The sequence below is a fragment of the Mycobacterium sp. SM1 genome (assembly GCF_018361265.1).
In the GTDB taxonomy this organism is placed as follows: Bacteria; Actinomycetota; Actinomycetes; order Mycobacteriales; family Mycobacteriaceae; genus Mycobacterium.
On record NZ_JAFLNH010000001.1, the window covers coordinates 18,968 to 41,614 of the forward strand.

Annotated in this window: 20 protein-coding genes and 1 pseudogene; 2 read left to right on the forward strand and 19 right to left on the reverse strand. The window is 67.9% G+C overall.

Annotated features, from left to right (window positions below; genetic code table 11):
* Window positions 1–11: 11 nt before the first annotated feature.
* The 3 genes from ispG to dxr all read right to left on the reverse strand — a co-directional run bounded on the left by ispG (window position 12) and on the right by dxr (window position 3,629).
* Window positions 12–1,178 (reverse strand): flavodoxin-dependent (E)-4-hydroxy-3-methylbut-2-enyl-diphosphate synthase, encoded by a 1,167-nt coding sequence (gene ispG / locus MSM1_RS00090; RefSeq protein ID WP_213439651.1) that lies wholly within the window; start codon window positions 1,176–1,178, stop codon window positions 12–14.
* A 79-nt stretch (window positions 1,179–1,257) separates the two neighbouring features.
* The gene (locus MSM1_RS00095; protein WP_213439652.1) at window positions 1,258–2,460 is read right to left on the reverse strand and encodes an RIP metalloprotease; all 1,203 of its coding nucleotides are present in this window, start codon (window positions 2,458–2,460) and stop codon (window positions 1,258–1,260) included.
* The gene (gene dxr / locus MSM1_RS00100; RefSeq protein WP_213439653.1) at window positions 2,457–3,629 is read right to left on the reverse strand and encodes a 1-deoxy-D-xylulose-5-phosphate reductoisomerase; all 1,173 of its coding nucleotides are present in this window, start codon (window positions 3,627–3,629) and stop codon (window positions 2,457–2,459) included. Before dxr ends, MSM1_RS00095 begins: the two co-directional genes overlap by 4 nt.
* 77 nt (window positions 3,630–3,706) lie before the next feature.
* Between dxr and MSM1_RS00105 the strand changes: the two genes are divergently transcribed.
* Window positions 3,707–3,973: a DUF2631 domain-containing protein gene (locus tag MSM1_RS00105; protein ID WP_374101675.1), complete on the forward strand. Its 267-nt coding sequence runs from the start codon at window positions 3,707–3,709 to the stop codon at window positions 3,971–3,973.
* Between the two features lie 57 nt (window positions 3,974–4,030).
* On the opposite strand, the gene MSM1_RS00110 is transcribed toward MSM1_RS00105, so the two are convergent.
* From MSM1_RS00110 to rpsB, 7 genes are all read right to left on the reverse strand, one after another.
* Window positions 4,031–4,540 (reverse strand): protein disulfide oxidoreductase, encoded by a 510-nt coding sequence (locus tag MSM1_RS00110; RefSeq protein WP_213439655.1) that lies wholly within the window; start codon window positions 4,538–4,540, stop codon window positions 4,031–4,033.
* A 159-nt stretch (window positions 4,541–4,699) separates the two neighbouring features.
* On the reverse strand, window positions 4,700–5,791 hold the full coding sequence (rlmN, locus tag MSM1_RS00115; protein ID WP_307857323.1) for a 23S rRNA (adenine(2503)-C(2))-methyltransferase RlmN: 1,092 nt from the start codon (window positions 5,789–5,791) through the stop codon (window positions 4,700–4,702).
* 168 nt (window positions 5,792–5,959) lie between these two features.
* Window positions 5,960–6,865, reverse strand: a complete 906-nt coding sequence (locus tag MSM1_RS00120; RefSeq protein WP_213439657.1) for a phosphatidate cytidylyltransferase — start codon at window positions 6,863–6,865, stop codon at window positions 5,960–5,962.
* 17 nt (window positions 6,866–6,882) lie between these two features.
* On the reverse strand, window positions 6,883–7,440 hold the full coding sequence (gene frr / locus MSM1_RS00125; protein WP_213439658.1) for a ribosome recycling factor: 558 nt from the start codon (window positions 7,438–7,440) through the stop codon (window positions 6,883–6,885).
* 117 nt (window positions 7,441–7,557) lie between these two features.
* A complete protein-coding gene (pyrH, locus tag MSM1_RS00130; RefSeq protein ID WP_213439659.1) occupies window positions 7,558–8,343 on the reverse strand; it encodes a UMP kinase in 786 nt (261 codons plus the stop codon).
* A gap of 336 nt (window positions 8,344–8,679) precedes the next feature.
* Window positions 8,680–9,522: a translation elongation factor Ts gene (gene tsf / locus MSM1_RS00135; RefSeq protein ID WP_213439660.1), complete on the reverse strand. Its 843-nt coding sequence runs from the start codon at window positions 9,520–9,522 to the stop codon at window positions 8,680–8,682.
* Window position 9,523: 1 nt separating this feature from the next.
* Window positions 9,524–10,378 carry a 30S ribosomal protein S2 gene (gene rpsB, locus MSM1_RS00140; protein ID WP_236054691.1) on the reverse strand — a complete coding sequence of 285 codons (855 nt, stop codon included), beginning with the start codon at window positions 10,376–10,378 and terminating at the stop codon, window positions 9,524–9,526.
* 290 nt (window positions 10,379–10,668) lie between these two features.
* On the opposite strand from rpsB, the pseudogene MSM1_RS00145 reads away from it, so the two are divergent.
* Window positions 10,669–11,154, forward strand: a pseudogene (locus tag MSM1_RS00145) (M23 family metallopeptidase); the annotation flags it as partial.
* Between the two features lie 274 nt (window positions 11,155–11,428).
* Here MSM1_RS00145 and MSM1_RS00150 read toward each other — a convergent pair.
* From MSM1_RS00150 to MSM1_RS00190, 9 genes are all read right to left on the reverse strand, one after another.
* Window positions 11,429–12,325 carry a tyrosine recombinase XerC gene (locus MSM1_RS00150; RefSeq protein WP_213439662.1) on the reverse strand — a complete coding sequence of 299 codons (897 nt, stop codon included), beginning with the start codon at window positions 12,323–12,325 and terminating at the stop codon, window positions 11,429–11,431.
* 32 nt (window positions 12,326–12,357) lie between these two features.
* On the reverse strand, window positions 12,358–13,530 hold the full coding sequence (locus MSM1_RS00155; protein WP_213439663.1) for an alpha-hydroxy-acid oxidizing protein: 1,173 nt from the start codon (window positions 13,528–13,530) through the stop codon (window positions 12,358–12,360).
* Window positions 13,531–13,594: 64 nt separating this feature from the next.
* The gene (gene dprA / locus MSM1_RS00160; RefSeq protein ID WP_213439664.1) at window positions 13,595–14,773 is read right to left on the reverse strand and encodes a DNA-processing protein DprA; all 1,179 of its coding nucleotides are present in this window, start codon (window positions 14,771–14,773) and stop codon (window positions 13,595–13,597) included.
* The gene (locus MSM1_RS00165) at window positions 14,770–16,281 is read right to left on the reverse strand and encodes a YifB family Mg chelatase-like AAA ATPase (protein ID WP_213439665.1); all 1,512 of its coding nucleotides are present in this window, start codon (window positions 16,279–16,281) and stop codon (window positions 14,770–14,772) included. Before MSM1_RS00165 ends, dprA begins: the two co-directional genes overlap by 4 nt.
* Entirely contained in the window at window positions 16,282–16,650 is a 369-nt protein-coding gene (locus MSM1_RS00170; RefSeq protein WP_213439666.1) for a YraN family protein, read from the reverse strand.
* Between the two features lie 158 nt (window positions 16,651–16,808).
* Window positions 16,809–18,824 (reverse strand): proton-conducting transporter membrane subunit, encoded by a 2,016-nt coding sequence (locus MSM1_RS00175; protein ID WP_213439667.1) that lies wholly within the window; start codon window positions 18,822–18,824, stop codon window positions 16,809–16,811.
* Complete coding sequence (locus MSM1_RS00180) at window positions 18,821–19,615, reverse strand: ferredoxin (RefSeq protein ID WP_213439668.1); 795 nt, start codon at window positions 19,613–19,615, stop codon at window positions 18,821–18,823. The genes MSM1_RS00175 and MSM1_RS00180 overlap by 4 nt, the downstream gene beginning before the upstream one ends.
* Window positions 19,616–21,136, reverse strand: a complete 1,521-nt coding sequence (locus MSM1_RS00185; RefSeq protein WP_307857235.1) for an NADH-quinone oxidoreductase subunit C — start codon at window positions 21,134–21,136, stop codon at window positions 19,616–19,618.
* Window positions 21,133–22,644, reverse strand: a complete 1,512-nt coding sequence (locus MSM1_RS00190; protein ID WP_213439669.1) for a proton-conducting transporter membrane subunit — start codon at window positions 22,642–22,644, stop codon at window positions 21,133–21,135. The genes MSM1_RS00185 and MSM1_RS00190 overlap by 4 nt, the downstream gene beginning before the upstream one ends.
* Between the last annotated feature and the right edge of the window lie 3 nt (window positions 22,645–22,647).

Sequence of the window (22,647 nt, forward strand, 5' to 3'; positions counted from 1 at the left end):
CCGGCTTTGCTTCAGCTTACGGTCACGACGGGCGAACCGCCCACCGTTGTGTCCGGTCCGCGTTCTTTGTCGATCTCTGCGGCAAGCCGCATGGCCTCCTCGATCAACGTCTCGACGATCTGCGACTCCGGCACGGTCTTGACCACTTCGCCACGAACGAAGATCTGGCCCTTGCCGTTTCCCGACGCGACGCCCAGGTCGGCCTCGCGGGCCTCCCCCGGACCGTTGACGACGCACCCCATCACCGCAACCCGCAATGGCACGTTGAGCCCGTCGAGGCCGGCGGCGACTTCGTTGGCCAGGGTATAGACATCGACCTGCGCGCGACCGCACGACGGGCAGGACACGATCTCCAACGAGCGCGGCCGCAGGTTCAGCGACTCCAGAATCTGGTTGGCTACCTTGACTTCCTCGACCGGTGGCGCCGACAACGACACCCGGATGGTGTCGCCGATCCCCTTGGAGAGCAGCGCGCCGAAAGCGACCGCGGACTTGATGGTGCCCTGAAAAGCGGGACCCGCCTCGGTGACACCCAGGTGCAGCGGGTAGTCGCACTGCGCGGCCAGCAGCTCGTAGGCGCTAACCATCACCACCGGGTCGGTGTGCTTGACGCTGATCTTGATGTCACCGAAGCCATGCTCCTCGAACAGCGAGGCCTCCCACAGCGCCGACTCGACCAGCGCTTCCGGCGTGGCCCTGCCATATTTGGCCAGGATCCGCTTGTCCAGCGAGCCGGCGTTGACGCCGATGCGGATCGGGACGCCAGCGTCACCGGCGGCCTTGGCGACCTCTTTGACCCGGCCGTCGAATTCTTTGATGTTGCCCGGGTTGACCCGGACGGCCGCGCACCCCGCCTCAATGGCCGCGAAGATGTAGCGCGGCTGGAAGTGGATGTCGGCGATCACCGGGATCTGGCTGTGGCGCGCGATCTCGGCCAGCGCGTCGGCGTCCTCCTGGCGCGGGCAGGCGACCCGCACGATGTCACAGCCCGCGGCGGTCAGCTCCGCGATCTGCTGCAAGGTCGCGGTGATGTCATGCGTCTTGGTGGTGCACATCGACTGCACCGAAATCGGGTAGTCGCTGCCCACCCCGACGCCGCCGACCATCAACTGACGCGTCGGGCGGCGCGGCGCCAGGGTGGGCGGCCGCGGTGCCGGCACTCCTAACCCGACAGTCACGTCATCCTTGCCTTTCTGCTTGTGTCTGCTTGTGGTCTTGCTCTGGCCGAGTCTTGTTGTGGTCTGGTCTCATTGCAGCCTATTGGAAGAGCCTGATCGGGTTGACCACGTCGGCGGTCACCGTCAACACCATGTAGCCGATCACCAGGGCCAGCACTACGTAGGTCGCGGGCATGAGTTTGAGATAGTTCACCGGCGCGGCCGCCACCATCCCCCGGGCCGAGCGGATCGTGTTGCGGATCTTCTCGAACACGGCGATGGCCAGGTGCCCACCGTCGAACGGCAGCAATGGGACCAAGTTGATCGCGCCGACCACGAAATTCAGCTGGGCGAGGAAAAACCAGAACGCCACCCATAAGCCGTGTTTGACGGTTTCGCCGCCGAGAATGGAGGCGCCCACCACGCTGATCGGAGTGTCCGGGTCGCGATGCCCCCCGCCGATAGCGTGCACCAGAGCGCCGACCTTGGTCGGCATGGCTAGCAGCGACTTGCCCAGCTCGACGCTCAAATCTCCGGTGAAAACGAACGTGGCGGGTACGGCCGAGACCACGCCGTAGCGTGTCGGGGCATAAATTTTCGGCGCCACCCCGATCATGCCGACCGTCGACGGGGTGTCACTGCCGTTGACCCAGCGCTGCGTGGGCGTGACATCGACGTACCGGGTCATGCGGGTGCCGTCACGCTCGATGACAAATGGAACGACACCGTGCAGCCTACGCACCGCCGCGGCCATTTCGTCAAAGGTGTGCACGTCGGTGGCACCGACCTTGAGCACGACATCACCGGGGCGGATTCCCGCGATCGCCGCCGGCCCCGGACCGGTACAGTGCCCGAACTGACCCCTGGCGGTTTCTGGTGCAACACAAGCTGTTTCGCCGATCACGGCGGCGGTGGGGGGGTGCAGGTTCGGCAGCCCCCACGCCAGGGCTATGCCGTAGATCAGCAGCAGACCGATGAGGAAGTTCATCGCGGGCCCGGCTAACAGCACCGCGGCGCGCTTCCAGGTGGCCTGTTTGAACATGGCTCGGTCACGTTCGTCGGGCCCCAGTTCCTCGACGGCGGTCATCCCGGCGATATCGCAGAAACCGCCTAGCGGAATAGCTTTGACGCCGTACTCGATTCCGCCGCGCCGCGTCGACCATAGGGTCGGACCGAAGCCGAGGAAATAGCGGCGCACCTTCATGCCGGTGGCCCGCGCGACCCACATGTGACCACACTCGTGTAATGCCACCGAGGTAAGGATGGCGAGCGCGAACGCCGCGGTGCCGATAGCGAACATCATGGGGCTGGCATGACCTCCTGTGTGACCACCCGCTGCGCGCGTTCGCGGGCCCAGCGCTGCGCCTCGAACACCTCATCCACGGTAGCGGGCTCCGCGGCCCATTGGCCGGCTTCGTGCAATACCTCACCGATGGTGCGCACGATGGCCGGGAAGCGGATCCGCCCGGCCAGAAACGCGGCGGCGGCTTCTTCGTTAGCGGCGTTGTAGACCGCGGTCATGCACCCCCCGGCCTGCCCGGCTTGTCGCGCGAGTTCGACCGCGGGGAAAACCTCGGTGTCCAGCGGCTCGAACTCCCAGCGAGCGGCGGTGGAGAAATCGCAGGCGGGGGCTGCGGCGGGTACCCGCGCGGGCCAGCCCAGCGCCAGCGCGATGGGCAGCCTCATGTCTGGGGGGCTGGCCTGGGCAATCGTCGAACCATCGGTAAACGTGACCATCGAATGCACGATCGACTGCGGGTGGACAACGACCTCGATGCGGTGGTAGGCGATCCCGAACAGCAGATGGGTCTCGATCAGCTCGAGCCCCTTGTTGACCAGCGACGCCGAGTTCAGTGTGTTCATCGGGCCCATGGACCAGGTCGGATGGGCGCCGGCCTGCTCGGGGGTGACGCGTTCGAGCTGCGCTGCCGACCAGCCGCGGAACGGCCCGCCGGACGCGGTCAGCACCAGCTTGGCGACCTCATCGACGCTGCCCGCGCGCAGGCATTGTGCCAGCGCGGAGTGCTCGGAATCGACGGGCACTATCTGCCCCGGTCGCGCAGCCCGCAGCACCAGGGATCCCCCGGCGACCAGCGATTCCTTGTTCGCCAGCGCCAACCGGGCCCCGGATGCCAGGGCGGCCAGTGTCGGGCGCAGGCCCAACGCCCCCACCAGCGCGTTGAGAACGACATCGGCCTCGGTGTTTTCCACCAGCCGGGTGACCGCATCGGGCCCGCGGTAGGTGACGTCGCCGATGGCGTCGGCCGCACGCTCGTTGACGACGGCGATATTGGTAACCCCGGTCTGCGCGCGCTGCGCCGCCAGCAGTTCCGGGCGCCCTCCGCCGGCCGCCAGCCCGACCAGGGCGAAGCGATCCGGGTTCGCGGTGATGACGTCCAGCGCCTGGGTGCCGATCGAGCCGGTACTGCCCAGCACCAGAACACGCAACCGGCCATCGCCGCGACTCGTCATCCCCTCATTGTGCCGCGTGCCGCGTGTGTCAGAATGTCTCGACACTGCCAATGCGACGTGAGCGGGAGGGGATCGCCGTGGCCGGTACCGAGGTGCTGCGCAACAGCACGCCCAACACCGCTGTCGACACCGCCGAAGTGCCCTCCGCGAACTGGGGCTGGAGCAGGATCAACCACCGCACCTGGCACATCGCCGGCTTCGCCATTTTCGGATTTTTGCTGTGCATGCTCAAGGGCAACCATGTTGGCCACATCGAGGACTGGTTTCTCGTCGGGTTCGCCGCGCTCGTGCTCGTGGTGCTGGTGCGCGATTTGTGGGGGCGTCGGCGCGGCTGGATCCGCTAAGGCCGGTACGGAGCAGTCGGCCGCCCGCCAGGCCGCGGCCCACGGGCCGGCCCGCGGCTAGGCCGTGAGCGCATGCACCCGATCGGCCAGCTCCTGCTCGGGCATCGCGGTGGTCGGGGTGTTCACAAACGTGGAGGAGCCATCAGCGCGATAGAACACATAGGCTGGCTGCCACGGGACGTTGTAGCGTGCCCAGATCGCGCCGTCGGCATCATTTAAGTTGGTGAAGTTGAGGTGATACTTCGACACGAAGTCCTGCATCGCCGCAACATCCGACCTGGCGGCGATACCGACGAAGGTAACCGCCGGATTAGCGGCCGCCACCCGGCTGACACCCGGGGCTTCCTGGTTGCAGATCGGGCACCATGGCGTCCAGAACCATAGCACGGCAGGCTTGCCCTGCAGGCTTGCCCCGTTGAAGGGCGCGCCGGTGAGAGTCGTGCCGGTAAAGTTCAAACGCTCGTCGGCGGCAACCGCGGGCGGCGCGCTGACCAGTCCGAACACCAGCGCCGCGGTCACCACGGCCAACGCAAACAGTTTGACTGACGACAAATGGTGAATTTTCATCGGAGGACCTCTCTGCGTGATACGTCGTGATACGTACAGCATGACGCAAATCCCAGTGACGACGTTCAGTTTCGCCGGACCCAGCCAAAAGGGCGCTCCGTGTAGCGGGTTCGCAAGGCGCGGCGGGGCCGGCCCTCGGCTGCCGGTCGCGCGCGGTGCTTAGTTCTCGGCGTCCTCGGCGGCCAGCTGGCCGCAGGCTGCGCTGATCTCCCGGCCGCGAGTGTCGCGCACGGTGCACGACACCCCGTTGGCGCGGACCCGGCGGACGAAGTCGCGCTCGACCGGTTTGGGGCTGGCGTCCCAATCGCTGCCCGGCGTTGGGTTCAGCGGGATCACGTTGACGTGCGCTAGCGGTCCGAGAACGCGATGCAACCGCTTGCCCAGCAGGTCGGCCCGCCACGGCTGATCGTTAACATCACGAATCAGCGCATACTCGACAGAGATCCGCCGGCCGGTGACGTCGGCGTAATAGCGGGCGGCGGTCAGCGCTTCGCTGATGTTCCACCGGTTGTTAACCGGTACCAGGGTGTCGCGTAGCTCGTCGTCGGGCGCGTGCAGTGATAACGCCAGCCTCACCCCGAGGCGTTCGTCGGCAAGCCTGCGCATCGCCGGGGCGAGCCCCACCGTCGACACCGTCACCGCTCGAGCCGAAATCCCAAACCCGTGGGGCACCGGCTCGATAATGCGGCGCACCGCGGCCACCACCCTGCCGTAGTTGGCCAGCGGCTCACCCATACCCATGAAAACGATGTTCGACAACCGATCGCCGAAGTCGTCCTGCAGCGCCGCGGCCGAGGCGCGCACCTGCTCCAGAATCTCTGCGGTCGACAGGTTCCGGCTCAGCCCGGCCTGTCCGGTGGCGCAAAACGGGCACCCCATGCCGCAACCCGCCTGCGACGAAATGCACACGGTGTTGCGCTGCGGGTAGCGCATAAGCACCGACTCGACCATGATGCCGTCGGTCGCCCGCCACACCGTCTTACGGGTTCGGCCGGCGTCACACGCAACTTCTCGGGCCACGGTCAACAGCTGGGGGAACAACGCCGCCGCGACGCGGTCACGAACGGCTGCCGGTAGGTCGGTCATCTGTCGCGGGTCGGCGATCAGCCTGCCGTAGTAGTGGTATGCGAGCTGTTTGGCGCGAAACGCCGGCAGCCCCAAATCCACGACGGCAGCCACGCGGCCTGCCGCGTCAAGATCGGCGAGGTGGCGCGCCGGCCGCGGTGACGCAACCCGCGGCGGCGGGAACACCCGCGGCTGGCCCTGCCGGAAGGCATCGTCAGGGCGGAGTGCGTCATGGTGCGCAGCGGGTGTCTGAAGTGTCGGCCGTCGCAGTTGCATCACCAACCAGTGTGACGTCCTTAGACCCGGGATGGATGAACGGCCGCATTCTGGGCGCAAGCCGTCGCCTCCCCGATGTCAGGGCACCAGTGTCAGCACGATCCAGGCGGTAACCGCCGAGGGTAAAAATCCGTCGAATCGGTCCAAAATCCCACCATGGCCGGGCAGCATGCTGCCCATGTCCTTGATGCCCAAATCGCGCTTGACCTGCGATTCCACCAGGTCGCCGAGGGTATCGCTGACGACCAGTGTCAGTCCGAGCAGCACACCGATCCAGGCCGGTTTGCCGGTCAGATACGTCACGCTAACGGTGGTCGCGGTGATGCCGAGCGCCACGGAACCGATGAAGCCCTCCCAGGACTTTTTCGGGCTGATGGTGGGGACCATCGGATGTTTACCGAAGAGCACGCCGACGGCGTAGCCGCCGATGTCGGAACTGACGACACCGACTGCCAGGGAAAACACCCGCCCGGCGCCGTCGTGCGGGTAGATCAGCAGCGCACCAAAGGACGCGAACAGCGGAACCCAGGTAGCCAAAAAGACGGTGGCGGAGACGTCCCGCAGGTAATTGGCCTGGACGGCAGCATCCCACCGCAGGGGAGCCGCTCGGGTGTGTTGGCTTAGAAGCCGCCACATCATGCAGGTCACCACCGTGGCACCGAAGCCGGCCAGCGCGCCACGAGCTCCGAATGGCCACGTCAGCCACAGCATGGTCTGGCCTCCGACTACCAGCGGGATCGCTGGGATCACATATCCGCCGGCACGCAATCGGCGCACCACCTCAAGGGTGCCCAGCAGCGCCCCCACGGACAGCACGCCGACCCAGCCGTAGGGTCGCGCGTACACCAGGCTCGCAACAACGACGCCGCCCAACGCCGCGCCGACAATAATCGCGACCGGCAGGTTGCGTCCCGCCCGAGAGATGTTCTGCGCCGGCCCCCCGGCTGAGGTGCCCGCACCGGTATCAGTGTCTGCCACGGACATTGGTTGCTGAACGGCCGCTAGACCTCCAGCAGCTCGCCTTCTTTGTGCCTGACGAGCTCATCGATCTGGGTGACGTACTGGTGGGTGATCCTGTCCAGATCCTTTTCGGCACGGCCGACCTCGTCTTCGCCGGCCTCCCCGTCCCGGCGGATGCGATGCAGCTCTTCCATTGCCCGACGACGGATGTTGCGCACCGACACGCGCGCTTCTTCTCCCTTCGCTTTGGCCTGCTTGACTAGCTCGCGGCGACGTTCCTCAGTCAGCTGCGGCACCACCACCCGGATCAAGGTGCCGTCGTTGGTGGGGTTCACCCCGAGGTCGGAGTTGCGGATGGCGGTCTCGATGGCACGCAGTTGGTTTGCTTCGTATGGCTTGATGACGACCAGCCGCGCCTCGGGGACATTGATGCTGGCAAGCTGGGTTATCGGGGTGGTGGCGCCGTAGTAGTCGATGGCGATCCGGGAGAACATGGCGGGACTGGCCCGGCCGGTACGAATGGTCGCTAGATCGTCACGGGCCACCGCCACGGCCTTTTCCATTTTCTCTTCGGCGTCAAAGAGAGTCTCCTCAATCATGGCGCCGCTCCTCCTCATCGCTGCGCACTGCATCGTCGCCGGCGCGGATCATTGGCGCCGCTCCTCCTCATCGCTGCGCACTGCATCGTCGCCGGCGCGGATCATGGCTTCCTCCCGTCAGGTGGTGACCAGCGTTCCGATCTTCTCACCGGCGACCGCCCGGGCGATATTGCCGTCGGTTAAAAGGTTGAACACCAAGATCGGCATGCCATTGTCCATACACAGGCTGAACGCCGTGGCGTCGGCCACCCGCAGCCCACGGTCGATGACTTCGCGGTGGGTGATGGCCGTGAGCAGTTCGGCGTCGGGGTTTACCCGGGGATCCTCGGCGAACACCCCATCGACCGCCTTGGCCATCAGCACCACTTCCGCGCCGATCTCCAGTGCCCGCTGGGCCGCGGTGGTGTCGGTGGAGAAGTACGGCAGGCCGATGCCGGCGCCGAAGATGACCACCCGTCCCTTCTCCAGATGCCGCCGCGCCCGCAACGGAATGTAGGGCTCGGCGACTTGGCCCATCGTGATCGCGGTCTGGACCCGGGTGGCGATGCCTTCCTTTTCTAGGAAGTCTTGCAGAGCAAGGCTATTCATCACAGTACCCAGCATGCCCATATAGTCGGACCGCGCCCGGTCCATTCCCCGCTGCTGCAGCTGGGCACCGCGAAAGAAGTTACCGCCGCCAATGACGACGGCGACCTGCACGCCGTCGCGGACCACTTCGGCGATCTGGCGCGCCACCTGGGCCACTACGTCGGGATCCAGGCCCACCTGGCCGCCGCCGAACATTTCGCCGCCGAGCTTGAGCAACACCCGCGAGTACTTGGGCCGGCTCGCCGCCTTCCCGGCCGGATGCCCGCCGTCCCGTGCAAACGCCTCCGCACCCGTCGGGGTCCCTGGCTCCGTCATCAGACTCCTCGCATGACAGCGGTGGCAAACCGCCAGGCGCGGCATATGCCATCCTGCCTGATCGCCATACCCGCGCGTGGCCCGGGTAAATTTTAGCTGGCCGTTGTCGGTGGAATGGAACTTACATTCGAACCCGGCTATCCCGCGTGGACCCGGAAAAGACCGATCCGAGTTGTGCATACGTTGGTCTCACCGATCACACGTGACGGTCACACTCTCGGATCCAACCGCGGAGCGCTATGGGAGCTGGCGCCGTCCCGGCGCGCATCGTCGCCGGGCTCACCAGTCCACGCCCGGCTCCTCCTCACGCCGTCCCGGCGCGCATCGTCGCCGGGCTCAAGGCTGACCCACCTCGAAGCGCACGAACCCCGTTACCGCGACGCCGGCCTCGTCGAGCAGAGCCTTGACGGTCTTCTTGTTGTCGGAGACCAACGGTTGATCAAGCAGCACCGCATCCTTGAAGAACCCGCCCAGCCGGCCCTCGACGATCTTGGGCAACGCCTGCTCGGGCTTGCCCTCGGCTTTCGCGGTCTCCTCGGCGATGTGACGTTCACTGGCCACAACGTCGCCGGGCACGTCGTCGCGGCTCAAGTAGCGAGCCTTAAGCGCGGCGATTTGCAGCGCAACCGTGTGCGCGACGTCTCGGGCCGCTTGGGCATCCGATTCGCGGTCGGCACTCGTCTCGTACTCGACCAGCACGCCCACGGCCGGTGGCAGGTCAGCCGACCGCCGGTGCAGGTAGGTTTCGACAGTTCCGTCAAACCGTGCGAGACGGCGCAGTTCGAGCTTTTCGCCGATCTTCGCCGACAGCTCTCCGATCGCCTGCTCAACGGTCCGGTCTCCGAGCGGGAGAGCCTTGGCCGCATCGACATCGGCGGCCCGGGATGCCGCCGCAGCCGCCACGATTTGCTGGGCCAGGGCTTGAAATTCCGCGTTCTTGGCCACGAAATCGGTCTCCGAGTTCAACTCGATGAGCACACCGTCTTTGGCGGCAACCAACCCCTCGGCGGTAGCGCGCTCCGCGCGCTTTCCCACGTCCTTGGCCCCCTTGATGCGCAACACCTCAACGGCCTTGTTGAAGTCGCCGTCGGCCTGTTCCAGCGCGTTCTTACAGTCGAGCATGCCGGCGCCGGTGAGCTCGCGAAGCCGTTTGACGTCGGCGGTGGTGTAGTTCGCCATATCAGCCTTCCGTGGTGGTCGCGTCGGTGGTATCCGTTGGTTCGTCCCGGGGACCGGGAGGTGCCGGTTCGGGGGTGCCCGCTGTCGCGGCGGCCAACAGCTCCTGCTCCCACTCGGGCAGCGGCTCGGCGGCTTCAACCTCGGGCTTGCCATCCCCGCCGGCGAGACCCGCGCGCGCCTGCAATCCCTCGGCTACCGCAGAGGCAATCACCTTGGTCAGCAGGGCCGCCGAGCGGATGGCGTCGTCGTTGCCTGGAATCGGGTAATCGACCTCGTCGGGGTCACAATTGGTGTCCAGGATCGCAATGACCGGGATGCCCAGCTTGCGGGCTTCGCCGACGGCGATGTGCTCCTTGTTGGTGTCGACCACCCAGATCGCCGAGGGCACCTTGTTCATGTCGCGGATCCCCCCGAGGCTGCGCTCCAGCTTGGCCTTCTCCCGGGTTAGGCCCAGGATCTCCTTTTTGGTGCGCCCCTCGAAACCGCCGGTCTGCTCCATGGCCTCGAGCTCCTTGAGACGCTGGAGCCGCTTGTGCACCGTGGCGAAGTTGGTGAGCATGCCGCCCAGCCAGCGCTGATTAACATACGGCATCCCGACTCGGGTGGCCTCGGCGGCGATGGCTTCTTGTGCCTGCTTTTTGGTGCCGACGAACAGGATCGTGCCGCCGTGGGCGACGGTTTCTTTGACAAACTCGTACGCCTTGTCGATGAAAGTCAGCGTCTGCTGCAGGTCAATGATGTAGATGCCGTTGCGGTCCGTGAAGATGAACCGCTTCATCTTGGGATTCCACCGACGGGTCTGATGCCCGAAGTGGGTGCCGCTGTCGAGCAGCTGTTTCATGGTGACTACGGCCATGCCGGCGCGTCCTTTTGTTGTCGGTTGCCGCCCGGCATCGGGTGAGGCCGGGCCCTGGTGTCTGCGGCGATGCCGGACCCGTCGTCGGACGGGACCGCCCGGCATGCAGTTGCGTACCCCATCGAAAAGGTGGGGCTCGCGATGCAAACACGCGAAGTCAGCCCGCCGGTGTCGGGCTGCGAAAACCAAGTTTACACGCCGCGAACAGCCGCTTTTCACAGTGCCACCAGTGTCCACAGATCCCTGGCGCACGGTTGGCCTCAGGCGTCGTGCGGTACTGAACTGGAGGCGTGGGGCGGGCGGTGCTGATACTGGCGGTGCCGCTGTTGTGCGCGGCGCCGGCGCACGCGGAGGGCGTGCGCCTGGACTGGCCGCTGCGGCCGCGGCCAGCCGTCGTGCGGGAATTCGATGCCCCGTCACCCAACTGGCACCCCGGACACCGGGGGGTGGATCTGTCCGGCACTCCGGGACAGCCGGTGTATGCGCCCGGCGACGCGACCGTGCTGTTCGCCGACGTCCTGGCCGGGCGGCCGGTGGTGTCCCTGGCACACCCGGGCGGTTTGCGCACCACCTACGAGCCGGTGCGGCCCAGGGTGCGGATCGGTCAGCGGGTGAGCGCCGGTTCGGTGATCGGCGAGTTGCTAGGCGGCCATCCGGGCTGCGGGGCCGCGGCGTGCCTGCACTGGGGTGCGATGTGGGGTGCCGCGTCCCGCGCCGACTACGTCGACCCGCTGGGACTACTCACCTCCACCCCGATCCGGCTCAAACCCCTGGCCGGGTGACCGGTGTCGGGTTGCCGCCCCAGCAGTCCGTGCTGCCAGGGGGGCACACTTTTGCCCGCCTCCGAGCGATTCCGGCCCATCATTCGTCTCATTCGTCGTCACCGCCTCTGCACGGGCGCCCCGGGGGACACCCAATCGCTCGAAGGCGGGCACATCAGGTGTCCCCCGCTCCGAGACTGCTGTGACATATGGGACACACGCTCCGGCCGGCGCACGCGGACTCACCCACGCCTCCCGGTTTGAGCCGGGTAGGAATCCGTGCCGGCCGTCAGGCCCGCGGGTGGGCCTGGTCGTGCACGGCCCGCAGCCGGGCGATGGTGACATGGGTGTACAGCTGGGTGCTTGCCAGGCTCGAGTGCCCGAGCAACTCCTGCACGACACGCAGGTCCGCCCCGCCTTCCAGGAGATGGGTGGCCGCGGTATGTCGCAGCCCGTGCGGCCCCATGTCGGGCGCGCCGTCCACCGCCGCGATGGTCAGGTGCACCACGGTGCGGGCCTGCCGCACGTCGAGCCGTCGGCCTCGGGCGCCCAGCAGCAGCGCCGGACCGGACTCCGCGGTCGCCAGCGCGGGCCGCCCGCGGGCCAGCCAGGCACGCAACGCGTCGGCGGCCGGCTCGCCGAACGGCGCGCTGCGCTGTTTGTCGCCCTTACCGAGCACCCGCAGCAGCCGATGCCCCAGATCCACGTCGTCGATGTCCAGGCCGCAAAGCTCGCTGACCCGGATGCCGGTGGCATACAACAGCTCGACGATCAGCCGGTCGCGCACAGCCAGCGGATCGCCTTGCTGGGAACCGGATTTCGCCGCCGCCATCGCCGCCAGCGCCTGATCCTGGCGCAGCACCGCCGGCAGGGAGCGGTGCGCCTTGGGCAGGCGCAGCCGCATGGCCGGGTCGCCGGTGAGCAGGCCGCGCCGCGTCGCCCACGCGGTGAAGGCTTTGACGGCCGAGGTGCGCCGGGCCAGCGTGCTGCGCGCCATGCCCGCACCGGCCTGGGTCGCCAGCCAGGCCCGCAGCACCGACAAGTCCAGTCGCTGCAGATCACAACCGCGCTCGACGAGAAAGCTAAACAGCGACCGCAGGTCGCCCAGGTAGGCGCGACGGGTGTGCGCGGAGCGACCACATTGCAGCGCCAGGAAGTCGTCGAACTCCTCGAGGATCGCCTGCACTCTCCTACCGTCGCAGACCGGGGTGGGTTGTCTCAGTCGACGCGCCGCAGCGCGTCGCGTCGCAGGTCCGACAATGCGGCATAGCCGTCGACGGCCATGATCAGGTCGGCCTCGGCCAGCAGCGCGCGCAGCACGTGCACGATGCCGTCGACGCCCCCCAGCGCCAGGCCGTAGGCGTACGGACGGCCGATCCCGACAGCGGTGGCGCCCAGCGCGAGGGCCTTGACGATGTCGGCACCGCTGCGGATCCCGGAATCGAACAACACCGGCAGCCCGTCGGCGGCATCGACCACCGCCGGAAAACAATCCAGCGCGGGCAGCCCGCCGTTGGCCTGCCGGCCGCCGTGATTAGAGCAGTAGATGCCGTCGACGCCACCGTCCTTGGCGCGCCGGGCGTCGTCGGGATGGCAGATCCCCTTGACGATCAACGGCAAGCTCGTCAGCGACCGCAACCACGGCAGGTCATCCCAGGTCAGTGGGTTACCGAACACCTGCACCCAGCGCAGCACCGCCGCCTGCGGGTTTTCCTCGGGGGGTTGTTGCAGGCTGGCCCGGAAGACCGGGTCGCTGGTGTAGTTGCTCAGGCAGTGCCCGCGCAGTTGCGGGAAGTTGGCGGTGCTCAGGTCCCGGGGACGCCACCCGGGAACCCAGGTGTCCAGCGTGACGACGATGCCCTTGAAGCCGGCAGCCTCGGCACGATGCACCAGGCTGGCCGCCAGCTCCCGATCGGTGGGGGTGTAGAGCTGAAAAAACCCCGGGGTATCGCCGAATTCGGCAGCGACGTCCTCCAGCGGGTCGGCGGTGAGCGTCGACACCACCATTGGGATCCCGGTGCGGGCGGCGGCGCGGGCCGTGGCCAGGTCCCCGTGACCGTCTTGGGCGCAAATGCCGATGACACCGATCGGCGCCATGAACAGCGGTGACGGCAACCTCATGCCGAAGAGATCCACCGACAGGTCACGGTCTTTTGCCCCGACGAACATTCGGGGGATCAAACCCCAGCGCTCAAACGCCTCGCAGTTGGACCGCTGGGTGCGCTCGTCACCCGCGCCTCCAGCGACATATGACCACACCGACGGCGGCAGCGCGGCGGCAGCTTTGGCCTCCAACTCCGCGAAGCTCATCGGCAGCGCGGGCAGCACCCCGGCCAGCCCTTGCAGGTAGATCTCGTACTGGTAATCCCCGAAAGCAGGTGCGAATGCCATGACGAAGAGGATGCCAGCCCGAGCTCGAGCGCCGAATGGCCCGGCTATCCAAAGCTAGCCAAAGCTAGCCAAAGCTATCCAAAACGCGCGTTAGGCGCTGCCCGTTGGCACCCGCTCGGACGATTCGCCAACGCCCCTGATCGCGTTCGACCAGCCCGGCTACCTCCAACATCGCCAGCGGCCCCAGCACCTCAGTGGGCAGCAGTCCGCATGCGACGGCGGCTTCGTCGATGGTCGCGGAACCGCGGCCCGGTAACGCCTCATAGACCAGCCGCTCAATCTCGGTCAGCTTGTCGAGTGCGGTCGTCGGTCGCGCCTCGTCGGCCGCCAGCTCGCCCATGCGCCCCACCAGCTCGACAATGTCGTCGGCGCGCGTGACCAGCTCCGCGCCGCCGCGCAGCAACGCATGACACCCGACCGACGCCGAGCTGGTTACCGGGCCGGGCACCGCGGCCACCACCCGGCCCAATAACCGCGCCCAGGCGGCGGTGTTCGCCGCTCCGCTGCGCAGACCGGCTTCCACCACCACCGCCGCCCCGGCGAGGGCGGCGACCAGCCGGTTACGGGTCAAAAACCGATGCCGGGCCGGTCGTACGCCGGGCGGGTATTCGGTCACCAGCAGCCCTTGCGTTCCAATGCGGTGCAGCAGCGCCGAATGCCCAGCCGGGTAAGGGATGTCGAGCCCCCCGGCCAGAACCGCCACGGTGACTCCCTCGCTTGCCAGGGCCGCGCGATGTACCGCGCCGTCGATGCCGTACGCGCCGCCGGAGATCACCGCGACGTCATGCGCCACCAGCCCGGCGGCCAAGTCGGCCGCCACGTGCTCACCGTAGGGGGTGGCGGCCCGCGTTCCGACGACGGCGGCCGCGCGCTCCGCGATGTCGCTGAGGCGCGCCGGGCCTAGCGCCCATAACACCAGTGGCGGTCGGGCGTGTGGTCTTCTTCGACCGGCCGCCCCGGCGAATGCGCTAAAGGCAAGCACCGGCCACTCGGCATCGGCCGCGGTGATCAATCGGCCGCCGCGGCGGGCTAGCAGCTCTAGATCCGCTGTGGCCCTGTCGATTCCGCGTCTGGTCGCGGTGCAGCGAGCCAGCGCCGCGCCGACCTGTCCGCGCCGGACCCGTTCAGCCGCCTCCACCGGACCCACGCTGCCCACCAGGTCGGCGAGTTCCGGGCATGGCGGCTCGGCCACCCGGGACAAATACGCCCAGGCCCGCGGCGCCGGGCCGAACACCGCGCTCATCGCCACACTCCCGGTTGCCGAAAGCTCAACGCCGCCGCCACCTCGTCGAGCCCCGGTGATACCCGGCCAGCCAGGTCGGCCAGCGTCCAGGCGACTCGCAGGCACCGGTCGACACCACGAATGCTGAGCAGCCGGCGGTCCAGCGCCGTACGTAGCGGTGCCATTGCGGCGCTGCCGGGGCGGAACTTGCGCCGCAGCAACGCCGTGCCGACTTCGGCGTTGGTGCGGAATCCGTGTGGCCGCCACCGCTCGGCGGCCGCCTCACGGGCTGCCGCCACCCGGCCACGCACTTGCTCTGTCGACTCACCTTCGGGTGTGGCGAACACGCCGGCCCGCACCGGATGCATCTCAACCCGAAGGTCCACCCGGTCAAGCAGCGGGCCGGACAGCCGACCAAGGTAGCGCCGTTTTTCCCGCGGCGTGCAGACGCAATCAGCCGGGTCCGCGGGCGCGCACGGGCAGGGGTTGGCGGCCAGGACCAACTGAAACCGCGCCGGGTAACGGGCCACGCCGTCACGGCGGGCGAGGCGAATTTCGCCGTCCTCCAACGGTGTTCGCAACGCTTCCAGGACACTGACGCCGATCTCGGCGCACTCGTCGAGAAACAACACCCCCCGGTGTGCCCGGCTGACGGCGCCCGGTCGGGCCATCCCGGAGCCACCGCCGACGAGGGCCGCGACGCTGGAGCTATGGTGCGGCGCGACGAAGGGCGGCCGGGTGATCAGCGGCGTGGCGCCCGACAGCAAGCCGGCCACCGAATGGATCGCGGTCACCTCCAAGGCCTCGCTTTCGGTGAGCGCGGGTAATAACCCCGGAAGGCGTTGTGCCAGCATGGTTTTTCCTACACCAGGCGGGCCGGTCAGCATGAGATTGTGCGCGCCGGCTGCGGCCACCTCGACGGCAAAACGTGCCTGCGTCTGACCGACCACATCGGCGAGGTCCGCCGGCCGATCCGACGCCGTGGGCAGCGCTGTGATCCGGTCTTCCAACCCTGCCGAGCCGGCTAACCACGCCTGCAGTTGCCCCAGGCTGCGTACCCCCCAGACGTCGATGCCGTCGACCAGGCTGGCCTCCGCCAGGTTGTCCACCGGAACGACGACGGCCGGCCAGCCGCCGCGTTTGGCGGCCAGCACCGCGGGCAGCACGCCGTGCACCGGCCGCACCCGGCCGTCGAGCGCCAACTCGCCCAGCAGCACGGTCTTTTCCTGGCGTGGCCACGGCTTCTTGCACTGCGCCGACAACACCGCCGCCGCCAGGGCAATGTCGTAAACCGAGCCCATTTTCGGCAGCGTGGCCGGTGACAGCGCCAGCGTGAGGCGCGCCATCGGCCATCGGTTACCGCAGTTGGTGATCGCGGCACGGACCCGGTCACGGGACTCCTGCAGCGCAGCGTCGGGCAGACCGACCAGGTGCACGCCGGGCAACCCCGAGGTGATGTCGGCTTCGATCTCCACGATCTCGCCGTCCAATCCGCGCACCGCCACTGAAAACGCATGCCCGAGTGCCATTCAGCCGACTCCTTGCAGGTGATAGATTTCCCGGACCCCACGCCGGCCGAACCGCACACCGATCACATCGAGGCGGATGGCCGCCCAACGCTGTTCTTGGCCGGCCAGCCATAACGCGGCCAGGCGGCGCAGGCGGCGGACCTTGCGCCCGCTCACCGCCTGCGCCAGACCACCGAAGCCGTCGCCGGTGCGGGTCTTCACCTCCACGAATACCGCGGTGCGGGTTGCCGGATCGGTGGCGATCACATCCAGCTCCCCGTATCGGCAGCGCCAGTTGCGGGTGACAATCCGGAGCCCCAGCCGGGCAAGGTGATCCACGGCCGCCTGTTCGCCGAGCGCCCCCAGCTGGGCCCGAGTCAGTGTCGTCATGCGACCATGCTCGCGGGGGCAGCGACACGGGTGATCCATCTCGGCGGTCCCCGCCGCCGCGACCGCCCGGTTATCCCCAGTCGGGCGCTGCTCCACAACCCGGTGCTCGACGCACGCCGGCAGCGCCCCTCGATCAGCGGCCCGGTGCGCACCGCACCTCAGGATGTCGCGATTACCACCGTGAGCACGGCCAGCACCGCGATGAGCAGGTAGGTCAGGTAGGCGTCAAGACGCCCCGATTGCAGCCGCCTGGCCGATCGCGACACCAGCAGTACGGCCGCTGCGAGCGGCCGGTAGAAGTAGCGTTCGACGAGATCGACAACCTCAACGCGGTAGGTATACCCGACCGTGGCGTCGTCCACCGACTTGGCCAATTCGGCGCGGGTCAACAGCACGTTGGACAACACGTTGCGCACCGGGTTGGCGTAGGCGAACGAGGTGTAGCCGACTCCACGGTCAACACCCGGCGACGCGGACGACCACGCCGGCACCGTGCGCGCGCGGAACGGGTTGCGACCGGCGCACGCCGCGGCAAATACGGCGATCACGACGGTCATCGCCGGCAACACGATCCACAGCCAGCTCGGCGAGAGCGCGGAGAACTGCGCATACACCGGTTGCAGCACCCACGGCTCGGCGTTGGCCCCGGCCGCACGGTTACCCACGATCGGCGTAAGACCGCGCCCGATCAGCCGCACCTGTAGCGGCGCAAACGCCGCAGCGCCCAGGCAGCCCGCCACCAGCGCGGCCACCCCGAAGCGATACCACCACCGGCGATCCACACCCGCGAAGGCAGGATCCAGCGGCGGCTCACCCAGGCGCGCCGGCCCGAACGCGGTGAGCCCGACAACGCGCACGAATGTCACACCCGCGATGCCGATCGTCAACGCCACCAACGCCCCGGTCACGGCGGTGGCCAGCTGCATGGCAAGGCTGGAAACCCGGAACTGCTGCATCAGCGATTCCAGGGTGAACCACTCCGCGGCGAAACCGGCGGTCAACGGCAGTCCGGCCAACGTCATGGAACCGATCACCAACCCCGTTCCCGCCCAAGGTAAACGGCGCACCACACCGCCAAGCCGGTCCAGATCGGTGGTGCCGGTCGCCTGCTCGATCGTCGAGGCCGAGACGAACAGCAGCGTCTTGGCCAGGGCGTGCGCCATCACCTGGGCGGTGCCGGCCACCAGCCCGGCGGCGACCAGCTTCGGGTGAGCCGCCGACGCGCCCACCAGCGCCACCCCGAAACCCGCGGTGATCACACCGGCGTTCTCCACGCTCGACCACGAGATCAGCCTGGCCAGATCGGCATTGACCGCGGCATGCGCGATGCCCAGGATTGCGGTGACTCCCCCGGCCACGAGCACCACACAGGTGAGCCAGACCACCGGAGCGCCCATGAGATGCAGGGTGCGCCACATTCCGTAGAAGCCGACGTTGACGGCGACGCCGGCCATCACCGCACGGGCGGGCCCGGGAGCCGCGGCATAACCGCGCGGCATCCAGGCGTGCGCGGGAACGAGCCCGACTTTGATACCGAAACCCAACAGCAGCAACGCGTACGCCGCTTGGCCCACAACGCTGCGTGGATCCACCGCGCCGCTGGTGAACGCGAAGGTGTGCGTTCGCCCGGCCAGCAGCAGCGCCCCGCTCAATACTGCCGCGCCGCTGGCTTTTCCGAACACCACCGTGCTCACCGAACCGGCGGCTCTGCCGGGCAGGTCACGGTCGTAGCCGGCCAATAGGTAAAACGCGACGGTCAGTCCCTCCCAGCCGAACAGCAGGACGAAGAAGTTATCGGACGCGACGATCACCGCCACCGCCGCCAGCGCCACAGCGACGGCCGCGGGCAAACGTGGCCGGTTGCGGTTGGCGGAAGCCGCGGCGGCGGCCAGCGCCGGAATCGCCACGCCGAACGAGACGACCAGGAACAGCCCGGAAAGGGCGTCGATCGACAGGCCGGCCGGACCGAGGCCGGCCAGCCCGCCGAGGTTGAGCCGCTGAGCGCGGCCGGCTAGACCGAACGCACCGGCGACCATGAACGCCACCGCGGCGGCGATGTTTGCTGTCGACGCCACGGTGGCAAGCAGCAGTTGGGTGCCGCTACGGCGGGCAAGCCCGGCGCCCCAGCCGACCAGCGTGGCCGCGGCGGTTAACAGCAGCCCGGTGAGGATCATCGGGAACTCCCGGGCAAAGGAAGCCTGCCCAGTGCCAACAGGATGCCATGCAGCACGCTGAACGGGCAGGCCGGTGCCCCGGGAACCCACACATCCACCGGAACCTGCTCCGAGACACCGGTGCCCCCGGTGTACCCACCGCCGATCACTCCGCCGCTGACGGCGTCGGCGCCGACGGCGATCACCACCGTCGGTGCCGGCATCGCGTCCAGCGTGCGGCGCAGCGGTTCGACCATTCCGCCGACACCGATGCCGGTGACCAGCAGGATGTCGGCGTGGCGGGGGCTGGCGGTGAAAAAGATACCCAACCGGTGCAGGTCGTAGACCGGGTTGGTCAACGCCTCGATTTCCCATTCGTCGCTGCCGTCGGACCCGGTGTCGATGTGCCGAAGATGCACCGACCGGCGCAGCCGCCGCACCCGACTGGCCAGCCCGGCGCGCAGCCCGGCCAGCGCCTCATCGGTTTCCTCGACCTCGCCCACCACCAGGGCACCCCGACTTAGTTGCGCTGTCGCGCAGCCGGACTCCCAGCTAAACCACTCGGGCGCACGCTCCACGCAGCGCCCGCACAGGATGCAGCGCCCGCGATCCAGCCGCGGCCGTGGCGCAACGGATATGGCTCCGGTGGGACAGGCCGCGGCCGCGTCGGCGACCGCGGCCGGCACCGCGGTCTCCTCGGGATGCTCAATTACGCTCACCCCAGCCGCGAACCCGTCGAAGTAGCCGTCTGCGCCTTTGGGCCAGCGGGTCGTGAGGATTCCGTTGCGCAGCCCCCTAAACACCCACGCCATCTACATCGCCACCCCGGCGTAGCACAGCCCGAAGCTTGCTTCGATGAACGGAAAGTCGGTGAACACGTCGTCGCCGAGCACGTCGTGGAACAGCGGCATGTTGTGCAGCGACGCCGTCCGCGCGAAGCAGCGCCCGATTAGCTGATCGCGCACCTCCAACGCGTAGAGCACCTCGCCTTGCGGCGCCTCGGCCCAGCCCGCCGCGAAACCGTCCACCGCCGGAACCTCGGCGACAAGGGCGGTGTCAGATAGCGTTGTCAGCCGGTCGCAGGCGTGCCGGATCAGCTCCGCCGCGATATCGATTTCCGACCACCGCACCCGTAACCGCGCCAACGCGTCACCTCGGTGATCGACCGCAGCGCCGTCAAACACCGGGAGTTCCGCGTAGCCGTCGTATGGCCGCCGGCGAGCGTCGTCGTCGTAGCCGGAGGCCCGGCCCACCGGGCCCAGTGCGCCGTGCGAGGCGGCCAGCACCGGATCCAGGTGCCCGGTGCCGCGCAGCCGGTCCAGAAACGATGCATCGACCATCAGCGTGTCTCGGTCAGCGCGCACCCGATGCAGGATCACCGCCAGCTGCCCGGACACCGCCGCCGGCGACAGCAGCGGCTCGGCGGCAACGCCGCCAACGCGCACAACCGAACGTCCAAACCTGTTGCCGCACATCCTCGATATCAACCGCAATACCGATTCTTTGTGCCACCCGAATCTGGTGAACGGGACCGCGAGCCCAGCGGCATCACAAAGTTTCATCGCGACGTCGAGATGATTGGCGATGCGTTCCAGCTCGGCGTGAATCAGCCGGACCAATCGCGCGCGTGGCGGCGGGCTAACGCCACCGAGTGCCTCCACCGCGTGGGCGAACGCCAGCGCGTGCGCCACCGAGGCGACTCCCTCGACGCGTTCTGCGACCAGGATCCCATCGCCGACGGTCAATCTCTCAAACCGCTTGGCAATTCCTCGGTGCTTGAAGTGCGGCCGGATGTTCAGATGTGCGATGTCCTCGCCGGGTGTTTCGATGAGGAATTCGATCGATTCGGTCACCCTGGAGCGCACCGGCCCGAACGGCAGGGTGAACACCCCACCGCCGGTGACGTCGACGGGGCCGGGTTCGTCGGCGGCGCGGGCGTGGAGATGCCGGTCGAACTCGGCGCCGTCGCGATATCCCGGTCGCGGGGAGGGTTGTCCGGGGCGCCGCGGCAGCAACAGCGGATCCAGACGGGGATGGCCCATCGGCACCACGCCGGAGAGGTCATGCAATGCGCGCTCATACCAGAACGCGGCCGGCACCGCCGGTGTCAGTGCCGGGTACGCCAGCGAGCCCGCGGCGTCGGGCGCTAGTTCCGTGCGCACGCAACTGACCGTCGCCCGCGCGACCAGCAGCGCGTGCAATGTCGCCGTATCGCCGTGATGGCTGGCATAAACGCCGGCGAACCGCTCGCCGGCGGCGACACGCGCGGCCACCCGGGCGTGCCATTGCTCCAAGGGAAGATCGGCCACGGTGGCCATTACCTCGGTGGTCACCGCGCACCCGCCGCCAGCTCACTTGCCCCCCGGCTGAGCAGATCAACCAGCTCCGATGGCGGCGCAACGCCGAGCAGCAGCAACACCAGCACTCCGGCGACGACGGGTGACACCATCCAGTGGCTGGGCTCACCACGGCTCAGCTTCGGCGCGCCAGCGTCGAGCAGTTCTGTCCTGGGGCGAAAGAGAACTCGTGTCGTCGCCAGCGTCAGACCGAGGAACGCCAGGGTGACCAGACCAACCAGGGCCACCGCGGCCGCGTTCCGCCCGTTTGCAAAGCCGCCGGAAACAATCTGAAATTCGCTGCGGAACAGGCCGAACGGTGGCATCGCCGACAACGCGAAAACGCCGGTCAAGAGCAATGGGCCAGACCAGGGCAGCAACTCGATGCCGGCGGCCATGCGCCCGAGTTGTTTGGTGCCGAACTTGCGCACCAGCACACCGGCGCCCATGAACGCGTTGGCCTTGGCGACGGCGTGCGCGAGCACATGCAACAGCACCCCGGCCAAGGCGATGGGCGCGCCGAAACTGACACCGATCGCCAGGATGCCCATGTGTTCGACGCTGGAATACGCAAATAGCCGTTTGATATCGCCCTGCTCGAGCAGATACAGTCCCGCCACCAGCAGTGAGAGCACACCGAAGATCAGCAGCACAGCTTGCGGAAACCGCGGCCCGAGCGCGCCGACGCCGATCTGGTAGTACCGCAAGATCGCGTAAAAACTCACCGCTAGCAACGATCCCGACAGCAGCGCCGACACCGGTGTGGGCGCCTCGGCGTGCGCATCGGGCAGCCAGGTGTGCACCGGGAAAAGGCCCACCTTGGTGCCGAAACCCACCACCGTCAACACGAACGCCAAACGCACCGGCGTATGGGGGAGCTGGCCGGACACAGCGAGCAGTGGGTCAAGTGCCAAGTGATAGGACTGACCCAGGACCTGCGCCCCCGCATAGTACATAAAAATGGTTGCCAGCAGCGCGATCCCCAGCCCGGACGAGGCAATCAACACGTACTTCCACGCGGCTTCGATAGCCCCGTCAGTGTTATCGAGGGCCACCAGCAGCGCGGACACCACCGTGGTGATTTCGATGGCGATCCACAGCAAGGCGAGGTCGTTCACCAAGGGCGCGCAGATCATCGCCCAGGCAAATGCGTTCAGGCCCAGATAAAACCTCCTGCTGTAGCGGGCGAAGATCGCCTGGCTTTCCGGCATATCGCAGCGCGCAGCGCGTTCCTCATCGGCCAGGTAGCCGACGCCGTAGATGGCGACAACGGCGTAGAGAAAACAGGTGCCCAACACAAAGATCACCGACAGTGCATCGGCCCGCAGGAAACGCACCGCGGTAATGGTGCGGCCGGCTCCCGCCGGCACCAGCGCCACCGCCAGCACAAACGCCAGCACACCGGTCAGCGCGGTCGTCGCTGCCGCCACCCGGTGCGGCGCACCGGCACACACGATCATCGCGACCAGCGGTAAAAAAACCAGCAACACCAGCAGCATGGGCATCGC

What these genes read in the sequence shown, in the direction of transcription:
- MSM1_RS00095 (WP_213439652.1), bottom strand. Translation starts at nt 2,460, where the DNA reads ATGATGTTCGCTATCGGCACCGCGGCGTTCGCGCTCGCCATCCTTACC.
- dxr (WP_213439653.1), bottom strand. Translation starts at nt 3,629, where the DNA reads ATGACGAGTCGCGGCGATGGCCGGTTGCGTGTTCTGGTGCTGGGCAGT.
- MSM1_RS00110 (WP_213439655.1), bottom strand. Translation starts at nt 4,540, where the DNA reads ATGAAAATTCACCATTTGTCGTCAGTCAAACTGTTTGCGTTGGCCGTG.
- MSM1_RS00120 (WP_213439657.1), bottom strand. Translation starts at nt 6,865, where the DNA reads ATGTCCGTGGCAGACACTGATACCGGTGCGGGCACCTCAGCCGGGGGG.
- frr (WP_213439658.1), bottom strand. Translation starts at nt 7,440, where the DNA reads ATGATTGAGGAGACTCTCTTTGACGCCGAAGAGAAAATGGAAAAGGCC.
- pyrH (WP_213439659.1), bottom strand. Translation starts at nt 8,343, where the DNA reads ATGACGGAGCCAGGGACCCCGACGGGTGCGGAGGCGTTTGCACGGGAC.
- tsf (WP_213439660.1), bottom strand. Translation starts at nt 9,522, where the DNA reads ATGGCGAACTACACCACCGCCGACGTCAAACGGCTTCGCGAGCTCACC.
- rpsB (WP_236054691.1), bottom strand. Translation starts at nt 10,378, where the DNA reads ATGGCCGTAGTCACCATGAAACAGCTGCTCGACAGCGGCACCCACTTC.
- MSM1_RS00155 (WP_213439663.1), bottom strand. Translation starts at nt 13,530, where the DNA reads ATGGCATTCGCACCTGCTTTCGGGGATTACCAGTACGAGATCTACCTG.
- dprA (WP_213439664.1), bottom strand. Translation starts at nt 14,773, where the DNA reads ATGAGCGCGGTGTTCGGCCCGGCGCCGCGGGCCTGGGCGTATTTGTCC.
- MSM1_RS00165 (WP_213439665.1), bottom strand. Translation starts at nt 16,281, where the DNA reads ATGGCACTCGGGCATGCGTTTTCAGTGGCGGTGCGCGGATTGGACGGC.
- MSM1_RS00170 (WP_213439666.1), bottom strand. Translation starts at nt 16,650, where the DNA reads ATGACGACACTGACTCGGGCCCAGCTGGGGGCGCTCGGCGAACAGGCG.
- MSM1_RS00175 (WP_213439667.1), bottom strand. Translation starts at nt 18,824, where the DNA reads ATGATCCTCACCGGGCTGCTGTTAACCGCCGCGGCCACGCTGGTCGGC.
- MSM1_RS00180 (WP_213439668.1), bottom strand. Translation starts at nt 19,615, where the DNA reads ATGGCGTGGGTGTTTAGGGGGCTGCGCAACGGAATCCTCACGACCCGC.
- MSM1_RS00190 (WP_213439669.1), bottom strand. Translation starts at nt 22,644, where the DNA reads ATGCCCATGCTGCTGGTGTTGCTGGTTTTTTTACCGCTGGTCGCGATG.